Consider the following 16299-nt stretch of genomic DNA (forward strand, 5'->3'; position numbering starts at 1 on the left):
TCAGGGTGTGGCGGTCACTTTCCGGAGCCGCTGCCGTCCGGGTCGTCCTTGGTCGTGGGGGAGTCGTCCGTGGTGTCGCCGTCCGCCGTTCGGTCCCCGTCGCCGGGCGTCGCGTCGGAGGGCCGCCCGGCGGCGGGGGCGTTCGGGGTGGGGCCCTCCGGCGTCCCGTCACCCTCGGGTGCGTCGGTCTCGGAACCGGCGTCGGCCTGGGACGTGTCGGCGTCGGGTGCGTCGGTCTCGGGCGCGCGAACGTCGGGATCGGAGTCCGTCCCGGCCGCGTCGGTCTCGGAACCGGCGTCGGTCTCGGAGCCGTCGGCGGACCGCTCGCCGTCCGCCGTCCCGTCTCCGGCCTCGGCCGCCTTCGCCCTGGCCGCCTGCTTGCGGGCCCACTTGCGCAGCGCGCGCGGGGCCAGCGCCGCGACCAGGATCAACAGGCCGATCCCGCTGATCAGCAGGGCCTGCGTGCCCAGACCCGTGGCGTTCACCTGGATCAGCGTGTCCTGCGAGCTGATCGGCTCACCGTCGGCGTTCTGGAGGCTGACGTGCACGTTCGTGCTGCCGTTGATCCGGGCCGACAACGGGACGTAGACCGTGGTCTTGGCCCCCGGGGCGATCTCGAAGTGGTGCGTGTACTCGCCGATGCTCAGACGCTCGGAGTTCTCCGAATAGAGCGACAGGTACACGTAGACGGCCTCGTCCTCGAGGTCGTTGGCCACGAGCACGCCGGTGGTCCCGGTGCGGCTGGCCAGCGTGACCGGCTCACCCGGGATGACGCGCACGTCCTCCCGGCGGCTCTGCACCGACTTGACCACCAGGGTGCGGGTGGCTCCGGCGAGGGCCTCGCGGTCCCGCCAGTGGACCGACTCCAGGCGCACCAGCGCGGGCCGGAACGGGTCGCTGTCACCGACCAGGATGCTGTTGAACAACCGCACGTCCCGGCTGACGTCCTCGATCTGGCCGAGGTAGGTGGAGCTGAGCCCGTCGCCGTACGCCTGGTCCGGGTAGTCCAGCTCCTGACGGGTCTCCTCCCGGTCCTTGGAGTCGGGGAGCTCGACCCGGTCCAGGCGCTCGGGGGAGAGCCAGGGCAGGCCGTCCGTGGCCTCCAGCACCCCCGACGCGAACTCGGGGCTGGGGTCCCAGCCGGGCTCGGGGGCGGCGACGACCACCCGGTCGCCCTCGCCGCTCTCCCCGGCGATCATCGCGGTCTCCGCCGCGAAGCGCTGGAGGGCCAGGGCGGACTCGCCCGGCTCCCACGAGGGCATCGACAGCACGTCGGTCAGACCGGAGTCCGTCACCAGCGCGTAGGGCTCCTCGTCAGCTTCCTCGTCCCCGCTCACAGGCAGGGGGGCCTGCGCGCTGGGGGTCGTGGAGATCCAGGAGGCGGGGGGAAGCGCCTCCTCGGACAGCAGGAAGCGGTCGGCGCCGTGCTCGGTGTACAGCTCCTGGACGCGCTCGTCCATCAGCCCCTCGGCCGGGACCGCGAACCGGTCGTCCGCCTCCAGGGCGAGCGCGCGCGCCACGGCCTCCTGGCCGAGCCGCAGCGAGGCCTCGGCGTCACCGTTCATGTCGTTGAGGAGCAGCGCGACCAGGTCGGCGTCGGCGTAGGGGGAGGCCACGACGGTGTCGGCGGCCAGGACCTCGCGGGCCTCGCGCAGCCACACCTGGGCGGCCACGTCCGCGGGGCGCCCCTGACGGCCCGGTTCCTCGGCCGGGTCGTCCAGGGGGCCCTCCAGGACCTGGTGCTCGGCCGCGGCCATGCGGAGGACGTCGTCGAGCGTTCCGGGGTCGACGGACCAGGTCACCGGGATGCCCTCGGTGCGCGTCGGCCTCTCCTCACCGCCGTCGTCCTCGTCGTTCCCGCCGTCCTCCTCGGGAGAGGCGGAGGGGTCCGCCTCCTCGTCGGTGCCCTCGTCGGACGCCTCGGGGGAGACCGAGTCGGCGCTCTCCTCCGCGGTGACCTCCTCCCCGGCGGTCGGTGAGCTCTCGTCGGTCGGCTCGGGGCTCTCCTCGACGCCCTGGTCCTTCTCCAGCCCCAGTTCCTCGACGAGGTCCTCGTCCCCGGCCTCGAAGGACAGGGGGACCTGCGCACCGGATTCCAGGAGCCGTCCGAGGCGCCCGTCGGCGCCGACCGACCCGTGCAGCTCGTCGCTGAGGAAGGTGTCGTCGTCGGCGCGCTGGGGGGCGTCCATCAGCGGCCAGACCCAGGCCAGGTCCAGGGTGGGGACGTCGTCGTCGGCGGTGTAGGGAAGGAAGGTGTACTGCGCGCCGAGGGGGTCGCCGTCACCGTCGACCGCCTCGACGACCATGGGGTACACCCCGTAGGAGCCCAGGCCCAGATCCTCGGCGGGGGTGCTCAGCGAGTACTCCAGGGTGCCGTCCGGCTCCAGCTTCCCCTTGAACTCCTTGTCCGGCCCCGAGGCGCTCGGCTGCCAGTCCTCGCCGGTGGCGAAGTCGTCCAGCTCGTCGCGGGAGGTGAAGGGGTGCCGGGAGTAGCGCACGCGGACGGTGACGTCCTCGACGGTCTCCCCGGTGGTGTTGGTCACCTCGCCCGACACCCGCAGGGTGCTGTCCTCGTCCAGGGCGTCCGGGGTGATCCGGTCCACGACGAGCGGAGCGGCCGCCCCCTCGTCGTCGGGCTCGGCCGACGCGGGCGAGAGGGTGGCCGGTATCGGAAGCAGAGCGGCGGTCATGGCCATGACCGCGGCCGCGGAAGCAGTTCGACGCAACGCTTGGTTTCCTGATTCGGGTCCAGGTGTCCGTCCCGCCAGGGATACGGAAGGTGGGGCGGGGTCGGTCGGGGTGCCCGCGCGGCGCGCTCGGCCCAAGCGGGGCTGGTGGCCTCGGACTGACCGTGACATGCCACCACTTCACCCGAAGATACCGCGTTCCTCGAATCCCGGTTCTGACGCGGACCGTTGTTCGGGGTCGTGGTCGGCCCACCCTTTCATTGACCGGGGTCCGACACCAGGGCCGCCACAGGCCCTCAGCGATATCGGACTGATTCGCGGTCACCCCGTGTGGCCGCCTAACCTGCGTGGTGTGCCGAACACAGAGCCTTCGCGTGAGAACGACGCCGCCCGGAACCCGTCCACGGGGGTGAACCCGCCCGCGGGTGAACTCAGTGGTGCGCAGCGAGCGGCGGTCGCCGCGTTGGTCGACGCGATCCAACCCGTGGCCGACGAACTGGGCGACCGTTTCGACGCCCAGGGGCAGCAGCTCGCCATCGTCGGCGGTCCGGTCCGCGACGCGCTCCTCGGCCGCGACTCCAACGACGTGGACCTCACCACCGACGCCGTGCCGCAGCGCGTCCTCGAACTCATCGACGGCTGGGCGGACTCCGTGTGGACCGTCGGCATCGAGTTCGGCACCGTCGGCCTGCGCAAGCGCGGGCTCCAGCTGGAGATCACCACCTACCGCAGCGAGGCCTACTCGCCCAAGTCCCGCAAGCCCGAGGTGGCCTACGGCACGAACATCCACGACGACCTGCTCCGCCGCGACTTCACGGTCAACGCGATGGCGGTGCACCTGCCCAGCCGGGAGTTCGTGGACCCCTTCGGCGGTCTCGCGGACCTCAGGGCCAAGGTGCTGCGGACCCCGGGCCGCCCGGAGGACTCCTTCAGCGACGACCCGCTGCGCATCATGCGCGCGGTCCGCTTCGCGGCGCAGCTCGGCTTCTCCCTGGCACCCGAGGTGGCCGAGGCCGCTCGGAACATGGCGGACCGGCTCGCCATCGTCTCGGCCGAGCGCGTCCGCGACGAGCTCACCAAGCTCATGCTCAGCCCGGACCCGCGCCGGGGGATCGAGCTCATGGTGGACCTCGGCATCGCCGAGCACGTGATGCCCGAGATTCCGAGGATGCGGCTCGAGATCGACGAGCACCACCGGCACAAGGACGTCTACGAGCACTCGCTCACCGTCCTGGACCAGGCCATGGACCTGGAGCGCCGACGCGGTCACGAACCCGACCTCGTGCTGCGCCTGGCCGCCCTGATGCACGACGTCGGCAAGCCCCGGACCCGTGCCTTCGAGGGCGGCAACAGGGTCACCTTCCACCACCACGAGGTGGTGGGCGCGTCCATGAGCCGCAAGCGGCTGTCCGCTCTGCGCTTCCCCAAGGACGTGATCTCCCAGGTGAGCACGCTGGTCGCGTTGCACCTGCGGTTCCACGGCTACGGCCGGGGCGAGTGGACGGACTCGGCGGTGCGCCGCTACGCCAGGGACGCCGGTGACCAGCTGGAGCGCCTGCACATCCTGACCAGGGCCGACTGCACCACCCGCAACCGGCGCAAGGCCGCCGCGCTCGCGCGTTCCTACGACGACATCGAGCGTCGCATCTCCGAGCTGGCCGAGCAGGAGGAGCTGGACCGCATCCGGCCCGACCTGGACGGCAACGAGATCCAGGAGATCCTGGGTGTGAAGCCCGGTCCGCTGGTGGGCAAGGCCTACCGGTACCTCCTGGAGCTGCGCCTGGAGAACGGCCCCATGGAGAAGGAGAAGGTCGTCGCGGAGCTGCGCTCCTGGGCGGCGGACCACCTGGAGCAGGACGGCCGTCAGGACGGATAGACCGCGCGGGCGCCGGGAGGGGCGGTCAGGCGCCGCTCAGAGCCCCGGCTTCACCGCGGTGACCGCCATGCCCGCGCCGAACACCCGCAGCGGCGTGCCCTCCAGGGCGCCCGACACGCTCGGCAGGGCCGGCGGACGGCGGTCGAGGGACGGCATGAGGTAGTCGATCGCGCGCACGCGCAGCCCGTGGCCGCGCAGCAGGCGTCCCAGCTCCTGGCTGCTGAAGGACCGCGTGTCCGACATCCGTGTGTGCAGGGGCCGCACCCAGGGCAGGAACGGGGCGGTGACGGCGGGGCGCCGCCGTACCCCCCAGAGGACCCCGTGCGTCTCGAAGGGGAACCAGCGGTTGGACGTGGTCAGGGAGAACGCGCCGCCGGGCCGCAGCACGCGGTGGATCTCCGCCAGGGCGCCGTCCAGGTCGTCCAGGTGCTCGACCACGTCGAACGCGGTGACCCGGTCGAAGGTGTTCGTGTCGAAGGCCAGGGAGTCGGGGGTCATCTTGTGCACCCCGATCCGGTCCTCCAGTTCGGTTCCGGCGATGCGCCCGTTGATCGCGTCGAGCAGCGCGGGGTCGGTGTCGATCGCGTCGACGCGCACGTACCCCGGGGCGAGCGCGACGGTGTGGGAGCCGTCACCGCAGCAGACGTCGAGGAGGCGGTCGCCGCGGACGGGCAGCTGGCGGGTGACGGCCCCGACGCGTTTGGCCACCCCTCTGTCACTCCCGGACCCGCCCCTGGACCCGTGCGAAGCACCGCCGGTTCCGAAACCGCCGCTCATGGCCACCATCTCCTGCTCGTGCGCGAATGCCTGCGGGGGAGACTACATTAAGTGTCGCTTTGACTACTCGTAGAGAGGGTGACATGTCGACTCGTGGTCAGGGGGCCTGACGGCACCGTCTCCCGGAAGGACCCGCACCCGGGAAGCCGATCCGCCGGTGCGAGGATGGCGCGATGACGATCACCACCTGGTACCTGGAGACGACCGACCCCGCCGAGCTGCGGCCCGGCCGCGAGCCGGAGGGCGCGGTGACCCTCGTCCGCGCGGAGGTGCCCAGCCCCGAGCTCTCGCGGTTCCTCTACACGACGGTCGGCGGCGACTACCAGTGGATCGACCGCGCCCGTTGGAGCACCGACGAGTGGCGTGCGCGGGTGGCGGACCCGAACGTGGAGACCTGGGTCCTGTACGACCGGGGCACGCCCGCGGGTTACGCGGAGCTGGAGTCCCAGCCCGGAGGGGAGGTCGAGGTGGTCTACTTCGGCCTCCTTCCCGGGTTCCTCGGACGGGGCCTGGGCGGGCACATGCTCACCGAGGCGCTGCGCCGGGCGTGGGACCTGGGGGCCCGCCGGCCGGACCGCGAGGCCACGCGCCGGGTGTGGCTGCACACCTGCTCGCTGGACGGGGACCACGCCCTCGACAACTACCGGGCCCGGGGTCTGCGCCTCTATCGGGAGACCACCGAGGAGCAGCCGGTGGCCGAGGGTGTCGGAGGCTAGGGGCCAGGGCCCAGGGCCCAGGGCCCAGGGGCCAGGGGCGCTGGGGTCGACTCGTCGACGAGTCGGCACGTCCACGAGTCGACACGTCGACCCAGCCCGGGGGGCTCGTGACCGGCGTCCTCCAGGGGAACGGACGACGTCCCCCGGGTCCCCGCGCCCCGGGGCCCCGCCGGGACACGCACGGGCCCATGAGGAAGGACACGGCCCGAAGAGGGACGTGTCCTTGTGGGGGGCGTGCCCGGGGCCCACGGGCCCCGGGCAGGGGAGCGGCTACTCGCCCGCGATGAAGCTCTCGACCTTGTCGTGCGCCTCGGCGTCGCTGTACTGCTCCGGCGGCGACTTCATGAAGTAGGAGGACGGCTCCAGGATCGGGCCGCCGATGCCGCGGTCCTTGGCGATCTTCGCGGCGCGGACCGCGTCGATGATGATCCCGGCGGAGTTGGGGGAGTCCCAGACCTCCAGCTTGTACTCCAGGTTCAGCGGGACGTCACCGAAGGCACGGCCCTCGAGGCGGATGTAGGCCCACTTGCGGTCGTCCAGCCACGGCACGTGGTCCGACGGACCGATGTGCACCGCACCGGCGTTGAGCTCGTGCGGGATCTGCGAGGTGACCGACTGCGTCTTGGAGATCTTCTTCGACTCCAGGCGCTCGCGCTCCAACATGTTCTTGAAGTCCATGTTGCCGCCGAAGTTCAGCTGGTACGTGCGGTCGACGATCACGCCCCGGTCCTCGAACAGCTTGGACAGCACCCGGTGGGTGATGGTGGCGCCGATCTGCGACTTGATGTCGTCACCGATGATCGGCACACCGGCCTTGGTGAACTTCTCGGCCCACTCCGGGTCGGAGGCGATGAACACCGGGAGCGCGTTGACGAAGGCCACGCCCGCGTCGATGGCGCACTGCGCGTAGAACTTGTCGGCCTCGTCGGAGCCCACCGGGAGGTAGGAGACGAGGACGTCGGCCTTGGCGGCCTTCAGGGCGGCGACCACGTCCACGGCGTCCTCGGGGGACTCCTGGATCATCTCGCGGTAGTACTTGCCCAGACCGTCGTAGGTCGGGCCGCGCATGACGGTCACGCCGGTCGGCGGGACGTCACAGATCTTGACGGTGTTGTTCTCGCTCGCGGTGATGGCGTCCGCCAGGTCGTGCCCGACCTTCTTCGCGTCCACGTCGAAGGCGGCGACGAACTCGATGTCGCTCACGTGGTACGGGCCGAACTGGACATGCATCAGGCCGGGGACCCGCGACTCCGGGTCGGCGTCCTTGTAGTAGTGCACACCCTGGACGAGCGACGCCGCACAGTTGCCGACACCCACGACGGCTACACGTACCGAACCCATTGGTCCTTGCTCCTTCTTCTCCGCGAACATGGATTCCACAGCGCACGGCGACGGGCCCGCTCCGACGGCGGTCCGGGGCTCGTCATCCTGCGTCGTATTCCGTATGTGATCAGCAGCGCGCACGGCGGTTCTGTTCCCCCTCATGGCCGTCGAATCAGGGAGAACTGTCCATGTCTGGCTGGTTTGTTCTGATCTGACTCTATCCACGACCGGTGGTGGGGACGCAGGCGGTCAACGGTCACGAAGACACCGGAGTGACCACTGGTGACCACGGTGCGGGGCGGTCCCGTTCGATCCCGTGCGTGATCCCACACGAACACCCCGAACGGGGACGACACCGGACCGCGCCGCACGGGTGACCGCAGTCACACGCTGCGCCCCTTTCGGCTCCGCGTCGCTGAACTGCCAGGACCGGCGGTTCCCGGCAGACGGTGACGAGGTCTTCCAAAGCGAGCGATACCCTCGCGCGTGGGTTGTGCTATATCGTTCGATCGCTCTAACGTGACCTTTGATTTGCGTGCGAAGCCGGTCCAGACCCCCGAACGAAGCCATGCCGCGGCGACGTTGACGTCGGCCCAGAGCACCGACGCGACCGGGGAAGCGCTCCCGCAGGCCAACGATCAGGAGGAAGTAGCGGCCAACGTCTTCGCGACCTGTTGAAAACCTTCACCCCCGGGTGGGCGTCTCTTTATCAAGCCTTGAACCACAGGCGAAAGCGGCGGAACCGGGTCGAACCACACCCGAGCGTGCCGCTCCACGAGTACAGGTCGTGAATCACCGATCCCCCAGGGGGACCGACCCCCGTTTCCACCAAGGAATCGTCAGGCCGAGCGGCCGTGAGAGGCAATCGAGGACCACGTGAGTACCGAACGACGACGGAATGCCGACGGCGGCCGTCGCCGGGCCGACGGCCCGGACGACGGTCCGCGCGGTGACGGCGGAAGGCGCAGGGCCGGTGGCCCTCCCCGGGAAGAACGTGCGGGCGGACGGCGCCGACCTGACTCCGAGGACGGCCTTCGGGGAGACGACAGGCCCGCTCCGCGCTCCCGCAGAGCCCGCCCCCCCGGGGACGAGGCCCGCTCCGAGGGGCGCCCCCGCCCCGAGGGCGGCCGCCGCCGCGCTGAAGGAGAGCGGCCCCGCCGCCCCGACGGCGAACGCCGACGCCGCCCCGAGGGCGACGGAGAGCGCCCGCGCAGGCGCCCCGACGACCCGCGCTCCCGACGACCCGAGGACGGCGACCGCCCCCGTCGTCGCCCCGACGACCCCCGGGCCGGCGGACGCCGCCGCTCCGAGGGCCCCCGCGACCCCCGCGACCGTGAACACGGGTCCCGATCCGAGGGACGCCGCTCCGGAGGGCGCGGCGCCCGCGCCGCCGCCGCCTCGGGCGGACGCGGCGGACGAGGCGGCGGCGGAGGCCGCCGTCGCCCCCGCGAGGACGAACCGGACGACCGCCCCTGGTTCAAGCGCTTCCTGTCCAAGGCCTGGAAACCCGCGCTCGCCTTCTGCGGTCTGATGATCATCGCCGGGGTGGCCGCCTTCGCGGTGCTCTACGCGATGGCTCCCGATCCGGAGGAGCTGGAGAAGAACGCGGAGAAGGACGCCTCGGCCACCCAGATCCTGTGGGCCGCGACGGGCGACGCGGAGAAGGGTGAGGTCGCGCTCACCACCGGCGAGGTCCAGCGCGTGGCCATCCAGCGCGAGGACATCCCGGAGGAGGTCGTCGACGGCGTGCTCGCCGCCGAGCAGGCCACCTTCTACGAGGACCCGGGCATCAACATCAAGGGGATCGGCCGCGCCATCCTCTCCGGAGGCGACGCGGGCGGTGGTTCGACCATCACCCAGCAGATGGCCCGCAACTACTACAGCGACCTCGACGGCGACCCGCCGCTGACCCGCAAGATCCGCGAGATCTTCATCTCGATCAAGCTGGGCCAGAAGGTTCCCCCGGACGAGATCCTCACGACCTACCTCAACACGATCTACTTCGGCCGCGGCGCCTCCGGCATCGAGATGGCCGCCCAGAAGTACTTCGGCAAGAGCGTGAGCGAGCTGGACCGGGCCGAGGGCGCGTACCTGGGCATCATCATCCAGATGCCCAGCAACTTCGAGAACCCCGAGCCGGACTCCTGGACCGCGAACTACCTGGACAAGGAGCGCTGGCCGTACGTCCAGCGCCAGCTGGCCGCCATGTACGAGAACACCGGCGGCGAGCGCGGCCTGCCCGAGGCCGAGGCCCAGCAGCTCGAGGTACCGGACTCGATCATCCCCTACGAGCCCGAGGCCGACCTGGACGATCCCCGGCAGGGGTACATCCGTCAGGCCGTGATCAACGAGGTCGAGCGGCGGTACTCGGAGCGGAACATCACCGGCGCGGACATCGCCACCAAGGGGCTGGTCATCCAGACCTCCCTCGACCCGGATCTGATGACCGCCGCGGAGGAGGCCTTCGACGTCCTGCCGGAGAGCGCGGCCGACGACACCATGCACGGGCTGACCGCGGTCGACCCCAGCACCGGTGAGATCGTCGCCTTCAACGGCGGACCGGACGTGTCCACGGTGATCAACAACTCCCTGGTGCACCAGACCCAGGCGGGATCGGCCTACAAGCCCTACGTGCTGGCGCGCGCGCTCGCGGACGACATCGGTCTGCGCAGCCAGTTCAACGGCGACAGCGGGTTGGAGTTTCCCGGTCTGGCCAGCCCCGTGATCAACTCCGGTGAAGTCGACTACGGCGAGGTGGACCTGATCCAGTCCACCGCCGACTCGGTGAACACCAGCTACGTGGACCTGGCGATCAAGGTCGACCCGGGCCGCGTGGACGAGCTCGCGGTCGAGATGGGCGTCCACCCCGACCGGCAGACCACCTCCCAGGTGGGTCCGCTGGTCGCGCTCGGCACCCACCAGGTGAACGCGCTCGACATGGCCAGCGGCTACGCGACCTTCGCCGCCGAGGGCCGCCACTTCCCGGCGCACATGGTCACCCAGGTGACCACCGCGGACGGCGAGGTGATCGACCCGGACGACGAAGCGGAGCTGGAGAGCGGCACGGAGGTCATCTCCCAGGCGGTCGCCGCGGACGCCACTTACGCCATGCAGCAGGCGGTCCTGGAGGGCGGCGCGAAGGAGGCGGCCCTCTCCGACGGGCGCCCGGTGGCCGGTAAGACCGGTACCTCCTCCGACGCGGTCTCGGCCTGGTTCGTGGGCTACACCCCGCAGCTGTCGGCCTCGGTGGGGCTGAGCCGCGCCCAGGGCGATCCGCTGGACTTCGGTCCGGAGATCGGTGACGTCTTCGGCGGCACCACCTCCGCGAAGGTCTGGAAGGCCTTCATGGAGGTCGCCATGGAGGGCCAGGAGCACCAGCAGTTCCCGGCCCCGCAGTGGGTGGGCGAGGACCAGCGGTTCCTGCCGACCCCCACTCCGAGCGAGACGCCGGAGGAGACCGACGAGCCCAGCGACGAGCCCAGCGAGACTCCGAGCGAGGAGGAGTGCGTGCCCGGCGAGCCCGGGTGCGACGTCGAGGAGTCTCCCGAGGACTGTCACTGGATGGATCCGGACTGCAACAACGAAGAGAGCCCCGACCCGGACGAGTGCGGGTCGTGGCCCCTGCCGGACTGTGAAGACGATGAGGAGCCCAACCCGGGCGTCCCGCCGCCCGGCAGCGACCAGAGCAACCAGGCCAACAGCAACAACAGCCTGATCAGGCCGAGAGACTGACCGGCTGACGGTCACGGCACGGCGGAGGGCCGGTGCGCGGAGGGGAGACCCTTCGGCACCGGCCCTCCGCCGTGTGGGGGAGCGGGGCTCGTCGCGGTCCGGAGCCCAGCACCGGTGGTACTCCGCTGCTGGTAGCCTTGGTTCCCGTATGGCTCAGAGCCTGAGCGATGCCCCCGGTGGGACCGGGCGGCGGAACGCCGGGCTCCTGCCCTCCTGCCATGGAGATTCCATGGCCGCGACAGTCCAGAGGAGGAACGTACGCTCATGCGTCGTTACGAAATCATGGTCATCCTCGACCCCAACCTCGACGAGCGCACCGTCGCCCCGTCGCTGGAGAACTTCCTGGGCGTCGTCCGCAACGACGGCGGCTCGGTCGAGAAGACGGAGATCTGGGGCAAGCGTCGCCTCGCCTACGACATCAACAAGAACTCCGAGGGCATCTACGCGGTCATCGACCTGACCGCCAAGCCCGCGACGGTCAAGGAGCTCGACCGTCAGCTCGGCATCGCCGAGGCCGTGCTCCGCACCAAGGTTCTGCGTCCCGAGGTTCACTAGGCACCCCGGTGCCCTGACTCCCTGAGCCCCGCTCGTTCCGCCCCCGGGACTGTTTTGTCTCTGGGGGCGCGGATGATGTGGGGAGCAGGCGAAACCGCTTGATCCCGAACTATCTCGAACCGGAGCCGATCCATGGCAGGCGAAACCCAGATCACGCTCGTCGGCAACCTCGTCGACGACCCTGAACTGCGCTTCACGCCCAGTGGAGCCGCGGTCGCCAACTTCCGTGTGGCCTCGACGCCCCGCACCTTCGACCGCGCGTCGGGGGAGTGGAAGGACGGAGAGTCCATGTTCCTCTCCTGCACCGTCTGGCGTCAGTACGCGGAGAACGTGGCCGAGAGCCTTCAGCGTGGCATGCGCGTCATCGTGCAGGGCCGCCTGAAGCAGCGGTCCTTCGAGACCCGCGAGGGTGAGAAGCGGACCGTCTTCGAGATCGACGTCGAAGAGGTCGGCCCGGCCCTGCGCAGCGCCACCGCCAAGGTGACGAAGACGCAGCGCCAGGGTGGCGGCGGCTTCGGCGGCAACCAGGGCGGCGGCGGTTTCGGCGGTGGCCAGCCCCAGGGCGGACAGTCCCAGGGCGGCTACGGCAACCAGGGCGGCGGTTTCGGTGGCCAGCAGGGTGGTCGGGGCGGCGCCCCGGCCGACGACCCGTGGGCCACCAACGGCGGCGGCGGTGGTTTCGGCGGCGGCAACAGCGGAGGATTCTCCGACGAGCCCCCGTTCTGACCAGCGGCTTCCCCACGTAACACCGACCCGGCCCCTCCGGGGGTCGCGTCACCTTTCCATTGTCCCAGCCCATCCCCGGGAGGACCCCGGGGCTCTTGCGAAGGAGCACCACGATGGCTAAGCCGGCAGCGCGCAAGCCCAAGAAGAAGGTTTGCCTCTTCTGCCAGGAGAAGCAGTCCTACATCGACTACAAGGACACCACGCTTCTCCGTAAGTTCATCTCCGAGCGCGGCAAGATCCGTGCCCGTCGGGTGACCGGCAACTGCACGCAGCACCAGCGCGACGTCGCGACCGCGATCAAGAACGCGCGCGAGGTGGCCCTGCTGCCCTACACCAGCACCGCTCGCTAGCGGCGATATCCGAGGGAGGTCTTTGTCGTGAAGCTGATTTTGACCCACGAGGTCAACGGTCTCGGAGCCCCCGGCGACGTCGTCGAGGTGAAGAACGGTTACGGTCGCAACTACCTGCTGCCCCGAGGGTTCGCCATTCGGTGGACCCGCGGTGGTCAGAAGCAGATCGACCTCATCCAGCGTGCCCGCAAGGCGCGTGACATCCGCACCCTGGACGAGGCCCAGCAGGTCGCCGGCCAGGTCGGTGCGCTGAACGTGCGCCTCAAGCAGCGCGCCGGTCAGGGTGGTCGTCTGTTCGGTTCGGTCACGCCCGCGGACATCGTCGAGGCCGTCAAGGCCACCGGCGGTCCCGAGCTGGACAAGCGCCGGATCGAGATCAAGAACCCGATCAAGTCCGTCGGTGCCCACAAGGTCCAGGTCCGCCTGCACCCCGAGGTCGCCGCGACGATCAAGCTGGACATCGTCGGCGCCTAGTACGCGCTGACCGTTCCGGTCGGAACCCCGCCCCTCCTCAGAGGGGCGGGGTTCTTCTGTTCCCCTTGAACACGCCGATGGGGCGAAAAGCCCCCTTTGATTACTCTTTGTAATCTATCGTGTTCTCTGTGTCGCGTCACTTTCAGTGACGCTCCGCACGGAGAGGACAGCATACCGATGGCCGTTGAAAGACTGCCCGAGACAGACCACCCTCTCGCGGTGGACCGTAGGACGATGCTGCGAGGGGCCGCCCTGACCGCCGGGGGAGTACTGATCGGCGGAGCACTGGGTGTGTCGGTGACCGGCCACGCCACCGCGGCGACGACGCCCAAGGTGTACACGCGGTCCGACTGGGGGGCCCGCGCTCCCAAGAGCGCCATCCAGGTGCTCGCCAACGGGCCGACCCACATCGTCGTGCACCACACCGCGACCTCGAACGTGTCCGACACCTCCACCAGCCACGCCGCCGCGCTCTCCCGGTCCATCCAGCGGTACCACATGGACAACAACGGCTGGAGTGACACCGGCCAGCAGCTGACCATCAGCCGGGGCGGCCACATCATGGAGGGCAGGGACAAGTCCCTCCAGGCCATCCGCGACGGCAAGCACGTGTTGGGCGCGCACACCGCCAACCACAACTCGCACACCATCGGCATCGAGAACGAGGGCACCTACACCTCGTCCACACCGCCCGGTGCGCTCATGAGCTCGCTGGTCGACACCTGCGCGTGGCTGTGCCTCGTCTACCGCCTGAACCCGCAGGAGGCGATCGTGGGCCACCGCGACTACAACGCCACCAGCTGCCCCGGCGACCAGCTCTACTCGATGCTCCCCAAGCTCCGTAGCGACGTGGGGAGCAAGCTGAGGCAACAGCTCAGCCAGCTGAGCGGGCCCGCCGGACAGGAGCTCAGCCTGGAGCAGCTGCCGAGCTACCCGACCGTCCCGCAGTCGGAACGGGTCGCGACCTTCTACCACGGGCCCACGGTGGGAGACCTCGACACGGGCTTCTAGAGAGTCCGTTCCGCGACGAGCCGTCCCTGTTCCCTCGCAGGGGCGGCTGTACCCTTTTGCACCTCCGCTTCGCTTCGGTGCGTGTTCGGTTGTACCCCTTTGCACCTCCGCTTCGCTTCGGTGCGTGTTCGGCGCCTTTGCAGAGGGATTCTTCATCCTCGTCCACGCCTGACGCTCGTTCCTCGCTGGCGGCTTGACTCGTCTTGCAGAACCCTCTCCGGCGCTCGAACGGGGCACCCCCTTGTGGTGCGGGTGTACGGGCTGGACTCACCTCTGTGGCTGAGGTGCCTGAACGGGGTACTCCCTCGTGGCGGAGGTGTGCAGGAGGGACTCACTTCTGTGGCTGAGGGACCGTCGGCTACCCCCTGACGCGAGGTGTGCAGGGGGCGCGCCTGTGGCTGAGACATCGGGTCGACCGTGCGACTACGCCCTTGTGCATGCGAGGTCGCTGGGCTGGGGGGTGAACCTCGTGTCCGTGGCCGGAGTCGACTTGGGGACTTGGGGACTTGGGGCTCAGGGGCGGTGGGCGCCGGTGACGAGCCAGGCCTCGCCCCGGGCACGCAGGCCCAGGGTGACGGCTCGGGCGAGGATCCACACCGCGAAGGCGATCCACAGGCCCACCAGACCGCCGGTCTCCGAGGTGGCCAGGCTGGGGATGACCAGGGCGAACGGCAGGAAGGCGAGCATCGTCCACAGGGAGGCCCACGCCAGGTAGCGCTGGTCCCCGGCGCCCATGAGGACGCCGTCCAGCACCATGGTGACCCCGCTCAGCGGCTGCATGAGGGCGACCACCACGAGGGAGGCCACGATGAGCGCGGCCACGCTCGGGTCCGAGGTGAAGGGGACGTGCGCCCAGGGCAGGACCAGGAACACCACGACGGTGAACAGGAGCCCCGACATCACCCCCCACTCGACCATTCGCCGGGTGGCGTGCCTGGTGCCGCGCACGTCACCGGCACCGAGGTAGCGCCCCACAATGGACTGCCCGGCGATGGCGATGGCGTCCATCGCGAACACGAGCAGGGCCCAGATGTTGTAGCTGACCTGGTGAGCGGCGATGGACTCGTCACCGAGCCGGGCGGCCACGGCGGTGGTCACCAGCGCCACGACGCGCATGGAGACGCTGCGCAGGAACAGGGCGAAACCGGCCGACGCCGAGGCGCGCAGACCCGCCAGTGAGGGCGCGAGCGAGACCCCCTCGCGCCGGGCGGACCGGGCGATGGCGGCCACGTACCAGAACGCCCCGCCGCCCTGGGCGATCACCGTCGACCAGGCGGATCCGGCGATGCCCCAGTCGAACACGAACACGAAGGTCGCGCACAGGGCCGCGTTGCCCACGTAGGAGGCGACCGCGACCACCAGTGGGGTCCGGGCGTCCTGGAGCCCGCGCAGCACCCCGGTCCCGGCCATGATGACCAGCAGGAACGGCGTGCTCAGCAGACTGATGCGCAGGTAGGTGAGGGCGTAGGGGGCGACCTCGGGCGAGGCGCCCAGGAGGTCGATCATCCACGGACCCAGGGGCCAGCCGATCCCGATCGCGGCGATCCCCAGCAGGATCGCGAGCCAGAGCCCGTCCACCCCGTCGCGGACACCGCCGGGGACGTCCCCGGCACCGAACTTGCGGGCCACCGCGGCGGTGGTCCCGTAGGCGAGGAAGACGCACACCGCGGCCAGGGTCAGCAGGACCTGGCCCGCGATCCCGAGGCCGCCCAGCGCCTGGGTGCCCAGGCTGCCGACGATCGCGGCGTCGGTGAGCAGGAACAGCGGCTCGGCGATCAGCGCGAAGAACGTGGGGACGGCGAGGGCGAAGATCTCGCGGTCGTGGCGGTGCCGGAAGGGGGCCGCCGAGAGCAGTGTGGCCATGACGAAGCCACAGTACCGGACAGACGTTCGACGGCCTCTGTGGCGTCGGGCACCGAAGCGGCCAAGCCTGTGGATAACCTGTGGAAAGCCGTCCTGTGAGACATCTTGCACCTCCCGGTTGTGAATCATGTTTTCCCAGTTCAAGTGGGTCATTGGCGACTCGCGGCAAAGTTATCCACAGGTGATGTGCATAACCTCTGTGCGCAATG

At 70.2% G+C, this 16299-nt stretch carries 12 protein-coding genes; 8 read left to right on the forward strand and 4 right to left on the reverse strand.

Going from position 1 to position 16299, the window contains the following annotated elements; translation table 11 throughout:
* Positions 1–14: 14 nt before the first annotated feature.
* On the reverse strand, positions 15–2696 hold the full coding sequence (locus ACFW3L_RS02255) for a DUF6049 family protein (RefSeq protein WP_378736158.1): 2682 nt from the start codon (positions 2694–2696) through the stop codon (positions 15–17).
* Positions 2697–3039: 343 nt separating this feature from the next.
* Here ACFW3L_RS02255 and ACFW3L_RS02260 point away from each other — a divergent pair, with 343 nt between their 5' ends.
* Positions 3040–4563 (forward strand): CCA tRNA nucleotidyltransferase, encoded by a 1524-nt coding sequence (locus ACFW3L_RS02260; protein WP_378735439.1) that lies wholly within the window; start codon positions 3040–3042, stop codon positions 4561–4563.
* A gap of 36 nt (positions 4564–4599) precedes the next feature.
* Here ACFW3L_RS02260 and ACFW3L_RS02265 read toward each other — a convergent pair whose 3' ends face one another.
* Positions 4600–5340, reverse strand: a complete 741-nt coding sequence (locus tag ACFW3L_RS02265) for a class I SAM-dependent methyltransferase (RefSeq protein WP_378735441.1) — start codon at positions 5338–5340, stop codon at positions 4600–4602.
* A 173-nt stretch (positions 5341–5513) separates the two neighbouring features.
* Here ACFW3L_RS02265 and ACFW3L_RS02270 point away from each other — a divergent pair, with 173 nt between their 5' ends.
* On the forward strand, positions 5514–6056 hold the full coding sequence (locus tag ACFW3L_RS02270; protein WP_378735444.1) for a GNAT family N-acetyltransferase: 543 nt from the start codon (positions 5514–5516) through the stop codon (positions 6054–6056).
* A gap of 270 nt (positions 6057–6326) precedes the next feature.
* On the opposite strand, the gene ACFW3L_RS02275 is transcribed toward ACFW3L_RS02270, so the two are convergent.
* Positions 6327–7397, reverse strand: coding sequence for an inositol-3-phosphate synthase (locus ACFW3L_RS02275; protein WP_378735446.1), 1071 nt, complete (start codon positions 7395–7397; stop codon positions 6327–6329).
* A gap of 858 nt (positions 7398–8255) precedes the next feature.
* Between ACFW3L_RS02275 and ACFW3L_RS02280 the strand changes: the two genes are divergently transcribed.
* The 6 genes from ACFW3L_RS02280 to ACFW3L_RS02305 all read left to right on the forward strand — a co-directional run bounded on the left by ACFW3L_RS02280 (position 8256) and on the right by ACFW3L_RS02305 (position 14227).
* A complete protein-coding gene (locus ACFW3L_RS02280) occupies positions 8256–11111 on the forward strand; it encodes a transglycosylase domain-containing protein (RefSeq protein ID WP_378735448.1) in 2856 nt (951 codons plus the stop codon).
* 264 nt (positions 11112–11375) lie between these two features.
* A complete protein-coding gene (gene rpsF, locus ACFW3L_RS02285) occupies positions 11376–11666 on the forward strand; it encodes a 30S ribosomal protein S6 (protein ID WP_017545727.1) in 291 nt (96 codons plus the stop codon).
* Positions 11667–11798: 132 nt separating this feature from the next.
* Positions 11799–12392 carry a single-stranded DNA-binding protein gene (locus ACFW3L_RS02290; RefSeq protein WP_378735451.1) on the forward strand — a complete coding sequence of 198 codons (594 nt, stop codon included), beginning with the start codon at positions 11799–11801 and terminating at the stop codon, positions 12390–12392.
* 113 nt (positions 12393–12505) lie between these two features.
* Positions 12506–12742, forward strand: a complete 237-nt coding sequence (gene rpsR / locus ACFW3L_RS02295; protein WP_013155832.1) for a 30S ribosomal protein S18 — start codon at positions 12506–12508, stop codon at positions 12740–12742.
* A gap of 27 nt (positions 12743–12769) precedes the next feature.
* The gene (rplI, locus tag ACFW3L_RS02300) at positions 12770–13216 is read left to right on the forward strand and encodes a 50S ribosomal protein L9 (RefSeq protein ID WP_017579428.1); all 447 of its coding nucleotides are present in this window, start codon (positions 12770–12772) and stop codon (positions 13214–13216) included.
* A 177-nt stretch (positions 13217–13393) separates the two neighbouring features.
* Positions 13394–14227: a peptidoglycan recognition family protein gene (locus ACFW3L_RS02305; protein ID WP_378735454.1), complete on the forward strand. Its 834-nt coding sequence runs from the start codon at positions 13394–13396 to the stop codon at positions 14225–14227.
* A 513-nt stretch (positions 14228–14740) separates the two neighbouring features.
* On the opposite strand, the gene ACFW3L_RS02310 is transcribed toward ACFW3L_RS02305, so the two are convergent.
* Positions 14741–16090 carry an MATE family efflux transporter gene (locus ACFW3L_RS02310; protein WP_378735456.1) on the reverse strand — a complete coding sequence of 450 codons (1350 nt, stop codon included), beginning with the start codon at positions 16088–16090 and terminating at the stop codon, positions 14741–14743.
* Positions 16091–16299: the final 209 nt, after the last annotated feature.

It is taken from the genome of Nocardiopsis sp. NPDC058789 (assembly GCF_042745575.1).
GTDB lineage: Bacteria > Actinomycetota > Actinomycetes > Streptosporangiales > Streptosporangiaceae > Nocardiopsis > Nocardiopsis eucommiae.

Bases quoted from the DNA above. Each gene is read 5' to 3' on its own strand.
- ACFW3L_RS02265 (WP_378735441.1), bottom strand. From the start codon at position 5,340: ATGAGCGGCGGTTTCGGAACCGGCGGTGCTTCGCACGGGTCCAGGGGC.
- rpsR (WP_013155832.1), top strand. From the start codon at position 12,506: ATGGCTAAGCCGGCAGCGCGCAAGCCCAAGAAGAAGGTTTGCCTCTTC.
- ACFW3L_RS02275 (WP_378735446.1), bottom strand. From the start codon at position 7,397: ATGGGTTCGGTACGTGTAGCCGTCGTGGGTGTCGGCAACTGTGCGGCG.
- ACFW3L_RS02255 (WP_378736158.1), bottom strand. From the start codon at position 2,696: ATGGCCATGACCGCCGCTCTGCTTCCGATACCGGCCACCCTCTCGCCC.
- ACFW3L_RS02305 (WP_378735454.1), top strand. From the start codon at position 13,394: ATGGCCGTTGAAAGACTGCCCGAGACAGACCACCCTCTCGCGGTGGAC.
- rpsF (WP_017545727.1), top strand. From the start codon at position 11,376: ATGCGTCGTTACGAAATCATGGTCATCCTCGACCCCAACCTCGACGAG.
- ACFW3L_RS02310 (WP_378735456.1), bottom strand. From the start codon at position 16,090: ATGGCCACACTGCTCTCGGCGGCCCCCTTCCGGCACCGCCACGACCGC.
- ACFW3L_RS02290 (WP_378735451.1), top strand. From the start codon at position 11,799: ATGGCAGGCGAAACCCAGATCACGCTCGTCGGCAACCTCGTCGACGAC.
- ACFW3L_RS02270 (WP_378735444.1), top strand. From the start codon at position 5,514: ATGACGATCACCACCTGGTACCTGGAGACGACCGACCCCGCCGAGCTG.